This window comes from Chromatiales bacterium 21-64-14 (assembly GCA_002255365.1).
In the GTDB taxonomy this organism is placed as follows: domain Bacteria; phylum Pseudomonadota; class Gammaproteobacteria; order 21-64-14; family 21-64-14; genus 21-64-14.
The window spans coordinates 62,507-68,906 of the sequence record NCBI01000011.1 but is presented as its reverse complement, the minus strand read 5'-3'; the positions used below and the strand labels follow the sequence as shown (position 1 = coordinate 68,906).

5 protein-coding genes are annotated in these 6,400 nt (G+C 64.6%); 2 read left to right on the top strand and 3 right to left on the bottom strand.

Translation table 11 applies throughout. The features are described from left to right. Nucleotides 1-92: 92 nt before the first annotated feature. Nucleotides 93-386, bottom strand: a complete 294-nt coding sequence (locus B7Z66_07595; GenBank protein OYV76777.1) for a hypothetical protein — start codon at nt 384-386, stop codon at nt 93-95. A 223-nt stretch (nt 387-609) separates the two neighbouring features. Beyond that, entirely contained in the window at nt 610-2,778 is a 2,169-nt protein-coding gene (locus B7Z66_07590; GenBank protein OYV76776.1) for a glycogen debranching enzyme GlgX, read from the bottom strand. A 399-nt stretch (nt 2,779-3,177) separates the two neighbouring features. Between B7Z66_07590 and B7Z66_07585 the strand changes: the two genes are divergently transcribed. Together B7Z66_07585 and B7Z66_07580 are read left to right on the top strand one after the other, a co-directional pair. Further along, entirely contained in the window at nt 3,178-4,356 is a 1,179-nt protein-coding gene (locus tag B7Z66_07585) for a UDP-4-amino-4,6-dideoxy-N-acetyl-beta-L-altrosamine transaminase (protein ID OYV76784.1), read from the top strand. A 13-nt stretch (nt 4,357-4,369) separates the two neighbouring features. Further along, nucleotides 4,370-5,347 carry a hypothetical protein gene (locus tag B7Z66_07580; protein OYV76775.1) on the top strand — a complete coding sequence of 326 codons (978 nt, stop codon included), beginning with the start codon at nt 4,370-4,372 and terminating at the stop codon, nt 5,345-5,347. A 115-nt stretch (nt 5,348-5,462) separates the two neighbouring features. Here B7Z66_07580 and B7Z66_07575 read toward each other — a convergent pair whose 3' ends face one another. Next, the gene (locus tag B7Z66_07575) at nt 5,463-6,398 is read right to left on the bottom strand and encodes a hypothetical protein (GenBank protein OYV76774.1); all 936 of its coding nucleotides are present in this window, start codon (nt 6,396-6,398) and stop codon (nt 5,463-5,465) included. Between the last annotated feature and the right edge of the window lie 2 nt (nt 6,399-6,400).

Here is a 6,400-nt window from a genome sequence, read left to right as displayed (position 1 = left end):
CGCGGACGCAAGCGCGGGAACGAAACTCAAGTCGATCGGCGCGGGGGTGGGTGGGGTGGGCGGCGCAACGTCCCGCCGCCCACCCGGCTCGGTTAGGATTTAGGGCTGTACGCCACGCACCAGCCGTGGGGGCTGATGGATCCCGCCACCACCTTACAGGTGCCGTTGGCGGCGGCGCTCTTGCCGGGGATGAACTGGATGCAGGTACTGCATTCGTGCCCGGCATTGGGGTGATTGCGGTATTGCATGGCGGACTTGGGAACCTTGTCTCCCGCCTCGGCGGGGCGTGTGGTCAGTAGGGGTGCCGCGACCACGGCGCTGGCCAGAAATGCGGCGCTTTTGAGTAACGAACGACGTGTCAACTTCTTGCGGTGGAAATCATCCATCGGCGGGTCTCCATAAGAGGTTGGTTTAGGGGGGGGCGTCTCACCGCGTGTCCGAACCGCGGGACATCCACGGATCGGGAAAACAACGGGTTTCCCAGTGTCAGGGGCGATTCCGTTGCGCCCAAGGTCGTTTCATGCGATCTCCCCCCATGGGTGGACCAGAAACGCGATGAAAAGTTCGCGACCCTGCGGTGGGGCATCGGCGGGCCTGCGGTGGGGGCCATCAGTCTTCGGATTCCGCCAGCCGCTCTGCGGGGCTGCGGCGCTTCATCTGCGCGAGGAGTACCACGGACCGGCCTTGCAGGGGATAGCCTTCACCGGAGTGGAAGGAGCGCCCATCCGCCCGTTCCCCGTCCGCAAACGCGGTGTCCACCAGCACTTGCCAGCGGGCAACGGGGGTCGTCCGGGGGACGGTGAACGCCATCGCGTCCGGACCTGAATTCAGCGCCAACAGGAGGTTGTCGTCCCGCACCGGGCGTCCACGCGGGTCCTGCTCGTCCATGGCGTCCCCGGCGAACAACAGTCCCAGGCAGCGTAGTGACGGCTGTGCCCAATCGACATCCTTCATTTCATGGCCGGCGGGCGTGAACCAGGTCAAGTCCTTGACGTTGCGCCCGTTCACCGCACGCCCCTCGAAGAAATTCCGGCGCCGGAAGATCGGATGCCGTTTGCGCAGGTTTACCAGATGGCGGACGAACCCCGTCAACTCCGGATCGTTTCGTCCGACCCCCCAGTCGACCCAACTGGTCTCGTTGTCTTGGCAGTAGGCATTATTGTTGCCGTGCTGGGTGCGGCCCATCTCGTCACCCGCCAGGAGCATCGGTACCCCCTGGGACAGCAGCAGCGTGGCCAGGAAGTTGCGCTTTTGGCGGGCCCGGAACCCTTCGATGTGACGGTTCGTGGTGGGTCCCTCTGCCCCGCAGTTCCAACTGCGGTTGTGGTTTTCTCCGTCGCGGTTCTCTTCCAGGTTCTGTTCGTTGTGCTTCTCGTTGTAGCTCACGAGGTCATGCAGAGTGAAGCCGTCGTGGCAAGTGGCAAAGTTGATGCTGGCATAGGGCCTGCGGCCGCCGTGCTCATACAGGTCGCTGGACCCGGTCAGGCGGGAGGCGAATTCGCCGATGGTCCCATCGTCGCCCTTCCAATAGGAACGGACCGCGTCACGGTAGCGTCCGTTCCACTCGGTCCAGCCGACCGGGAAGTTGCCGACCTGATAGCCGCCTTCGCCCAGGTCCCAGGGCTCGGCGATGAGCTTGACCTGGGATAGCACCGGATCCTGATGGATGATGTCGAAGAACGCGCCGAGCCGGTCCACCTCGTGCAGTTCGCGCGCCAGGGCAGAGGCAAGATCGAAACGGAAGCCGTCCACGTGCATCTCAAGGACCCAGTAGCGCAGGCTGTCCATGATCAGCTGCAGGACCCGGGGGTGCATCATGTTCAAGGTATTGCCGCACCCGGTGTAGTCCATGTAGTAGCGCCGGTCGTCGGGGACCAGACGGTAATAGGACGCGTTATCGATGCCCCGGAACGACAAGGTGGGGCCCAGGTGATTGCCCTCCGCGGTATGGTTGTAGACCACGTCCAGGATGACCTCGATGCCCGCCGAGTGCAGCGTCTTGACCATGGTCTTGAACTCGCTCACGTTGCCGCTGGCTGAATAGCGGGCATCGGGTGCGAAGTAGCCGATCGAGTTATAGCCCCAATAGTTGCGTAGGCCCTTCTGCGCGAGGTGGCGGTCGTCGATGAACGCGTGCACCGGCATCAGCTCCACCGCGGTGATCCCCAGGCCTCGGAGATGGTCGATGGCGGGCGCGGTGGCGAGCCCCGCGTAGCTTCCCCGCAGCCAGGGGGCGATGTCCGGATGCTCCACGGTGAAACCCTTGACGTGCAGTTCGTAGATGATGGTGTCGTGCCACGGGGTTCGGGGCGGGCGGTCGTCGCCCCAAGTGAAGGCCGGGTCGATCACCCGGCACTTGGGCATGCCGGGGGCGCTGTTGCGCCGGTCCATCGTCGTCCCCGGCTGCGGGCTGCCCACGCGATAACCGAACAGCGCATCGCTCCAATGGATGGAACCGACGATATCCCGGGCGTAGGGGTCCAGTAGGAGTTTGTTCGGGTTGAAGTGATGGCCATCCGCCGGCGCGTACGGCCCACTGACCCGGTAGCCGTAGAGCAGCCCCGGACGCGCTTCGGGCAGGTAGCAGTGCCAGACCTGATTGGTCTGGCAGCGCATCGGGATGCGCGCGATCTCGCGGCGTCCGCGCTGGTCGAACAGGCACAAGTCCACCTGGTTCGCGTTTTCGGAGAACAGCGCGAAGTTGACGCCTTCGCCGTCCCAGGTGGCGCCCAACGGATAGGGTTGCCCGGGCCAAGCCGTGACTGCGTGATTGCCCATCTGCGCGATTTCCGTAACCCTGATGGTTCGCTAGTATACCGTACCCATCGGGTGGCCCCTGGTGGCAGCCGCGGCTTGCCGGGAGCCGCAGCGCCCTGGCGCGCAGTGAGTCCCGGTGGATTTGTGCCGAGGTCCGCGCCCCATTGCGGGCCCAGTTCCGGTATGACCTGGAAATTCATGCCGTACATGTTCGCGATGCGGGCCGGTGGACCCTTGCGGGTGGGTGCGGGCGCCGGTACCCTGCGCTGCATGGATTGGTCCGCAGCGGGTATCAGCCGGACGTTGCTGGGGTACCGCGCTGCTCAGGGCCGATCTGACGCCGGGCTGGTCGTCGGCCATCAGGAGCAGACACGGTGCGTCCTCGAGGGAATCGAACATGCGCTGGCAGGAGACCACACGATGAATAGTGATTCGGGGTCGCCCAGGGATCAGTTCCTGGTGTTTGGCTCCCCCGCCATCGGAGCGGAGGAGATCGACGAGGTCGTCGACTGTCTGCAGTCCGGCTGGCTGGGCACTGGTCCCAAGGTGGCGCGTTTCGAGGCGGACTTCGCCCGGTACAAGGGTGTGGAGTCGTCCCAGGTAGCCGCGGTTAATTCCTGTACGGCGGCATTGCACGTCAGCATGATCGCCGCAGGGGTCGGATCCGGGGATGAAGTCATCACCACGCCGCTGACTTTTTGCGCGACCGTCAACGCGATCATCCACGCCGGGGCTACCCCGGTACTCGCTGACATCGATCCGCGTACCCTGAACATCGACCCGGCCGAAGTAGAGCGCAGGATCACGGCGCGTACCCGGGCCATCGTACCGGTGCATTTTGGCGGCCTGCCCTGTGACATGGACGCCATCATGCAGCTTGCGCAGCGTCACGGGCTGCGGGTTATCGAGGACTGCGCGCACGCGGTAGAGACGCGGTACCGCGGTAAGAGCGCAGGTACCTTCGGCGATTTCGGGTGTTTTAGCTTCTACGTGACGAAGAACGTTACCACCGGAGAGGGTGGAATGGTGGTGGCGCGGGATCATGCCGATATCGGGCGGGTCAAGATGCTCGCGTTGCATGGCATGAGCAAGGACGCCTGGAAGCGTTTCAGCGACGAGGGCTTCAAGCACTACCAGGTTGTCGAGTGTGGGTTCAAGTACAACATGATGGACATCCAGGCGGCAATCGGGATCCATCAACTGGAACGCGTGGAACGAAACTGGACGCGGCGTGCCGAACTGTGGGCGCGCTATCAAAGCGCCTTCGCCGCACTTCCAGTCACCAGGCCCGCGGATCCCGCCGCCCATGAGCGCCACGCCCATCATCTCTATTCCCTGCTGATCGACGAACACAACGCCGGGATTAGCCGCGATGCGCTGCTCGATGCCATGACGCGCATGAACATCGGCGTGGGCGTGCACTATCTGAGCATCCCGGAGCATCCTTACTATCAGAAGACCTTTGGATGGCGCCCCGGCGACTATCCCAACGCGCAGCGCGCCGGCAGGCAGACCGTGAGTCTGCCGCTGTCCGCGAAACTCAACGATCGCGATGTCCAGGACGTCATCGACGCCCTGACGAACGTGGTGCGGCACTAATGGCGTCGGGGCCGTGGGGGCTCGCGTTGCGCCCGGCACGGCGGGGGCCTCGATCCTGAGGGCCGCGCGCCGCGCGCTCGTGGCTGTCAATCGGGTCATCGCGCCGGTTGATCGCCTGTTCAGGGCGAGCGGTCCGCAACCGGCGCCCCCCCTGTTCATCATCGGCGCCCCGCGCTCAGGCACCACGCTCACGTACCAACTGGTCACCCAGGAATTTCAGGCGGGTTATTTCACCGAGATCATGAACTATCTGTTCGGCGCGCCCAATCTGGTGCTGCGGGTGCTCCAGCCCTTCCTGGGCCGGCCAAAACCGGTATTCGAATCCCGGTATGGGCGGATATCGGGCCTGCTGGCGCCGGCCGAAAACGGCAACTTCTGGTTCCGCTGGTTTCCGCGGGACGGTGTGCAGGGACACTATCTCGCGGGGGGTGCCATCAAGCCCGCCCGCTATCGGGACATGGTGGAGACGGTGGCGTCATTGTCGGTCGTCTTGGGCCACCCTTTGGTCTTCAAAAACGTGTACCTGACGATGACTGTAGGCCCGTTGGCACGCATATTTCCGGATGCCCGGTTCCTGTTGGTGCGCCGCGACCCGGTGCTGGTGATCCAGTCGGTGCTCAAGGCGCGCGCCGCCAGAACCGGCCGCGAGACTTGGTGGTCGGTCAAACCACCCGGTTACCGGCGTCTTCTGGCCCAGCCGCTGTGGCAGCAAGCAGTCGAGCAGGTGAAGGCGGTGGAGCGGATCGCTCGGCGTGATCTGGAGGCCTGGGCGCCGGGACGTTTTATGGAGTTGCGCTACGAAGACCTGTGCACGGATCCGCGCGGCGCCCTGGATTCGATCCAGGAATGGCTGGCGCCACTGGGATATCGCCGCCATGCGCGCAACCGCGTGCCGGCGTCGTTTCCGGTCGCCGACCGCATCCACCTGTCCCCAGAGCTGTTGAAGGATATCCAGGATCGGCTGAGCACCGGGGAAGACCGCAGCGGATGAAGATCGACTCCGGTGCAGGTGGCCGACCTGCACCGCAATATCGCGGATTAACCAAGGCCGGGGGTGGCGTCCCTGTCATCCTGGTCCGCCGGTGGAGACCTTCCGTGACCCGGGGTCAGCGCAGTTTGCCGTGCAGATATTCCGCCGCCTGGAAGGCGGTGCAGGCCATGGCCCGTACCGGAATGGTATAGGTCTTGTGCGCGCGGGTCGTTGCGCCCCATTTTTCCTTGTAGCGCACTAGCGAAGGTTGTTCCGGCGGTGAAGTCATGAGGTTGAAGCCCTGTGCCTGTTCGCGCTGGGCCCAGGAGATGGCGTCGTACAGCAGTGCGTCGGACGGCGCGTGCTTTTTGAACGCCTGCGCGCTCGCGCCGTGCAGGTAGTAGGATTGGCCACCGTGCTTTGCGGCCACCAGAAAACCCGCGGTGACCCCCTCACACAACGCCACCCGGCAACGCAGGTCCGGGCGTTCCCGGGCCAGTGCGACTAGACCATCGAAATACGCCGCGTTGTAGCGTTCGTTTCCGCGGTGGTTGCGTACCGTAGCGCGATACAGGGCATGGAGGATATCTCCGCGCGGGGCGTCCGCGATGATCAACGGGCCGCGCCGGACCCGGCTGATGTCGTGGCGCAACTTGGCGAACGCGTCAGGGTTCCAGGAGGCGAGATCCGGTATTGCGGTCTCCGGCGTTGAGCGGAAGGGAAATTCCAAGGACAGCGGATCTCCGAACGCGCTCACCGGGACGCGCAGACACGCGATCCGACGCGCGCGCAGTGCTGCGCACAGATCGGCCAAGTCTTCCCGGGTCAGACCGCCGTTGCCGACGGCGCCCCCTACGGGAAACCCGGCGTAGGCGACGCGGAACGGCCCGGCCCGGAATACGGAAATGGCGCAGCCCAGTTGCCGTTCCTCGCTCCAGCCATAAAGATTCGCGGCCCGGAACGATTGGTTGATCAGCTCCTGCCACTGGCGGCTGTGGAACAAGGCGCCATGGGCTTCGCAGATCCTGTCCCAGTGCGGCGGCGCCGCATCGGTGATGGAAAAACGGGTCATGG

Bases quoted from the DNA above. Each gene is read 5' to 3' on its own strand.
- B7Z66_07595 (OYV76777.1), bottom strand. From the start codon at position 386: ATGGATGATTTCCACCGCAAGAAGTTGACACGTCGTTCGTTACTCAAA.
- B7Z66_07585 (OYV76784.1), top strand. From the start codon at position 3,178: ATGAATAGTGATTCGGGGTCGCCCAGGGATCAGTTCCTGGTGTTTGGC.
- B7Z66_07575 (OYV76774.1), bottom strand. From the start codon at position 6,398: ATGACCCGTTTTTCCATCACCGATGCGGCGCCGCCGCACTGGGACAGG.
- B7Z66_07590 (OYV76776.1), bottom strand. From the start codon at position 2,778: ATGGGCAATCACGCAGTCACGGCTTGGCCCGGGCAACCCTATCCGTTG.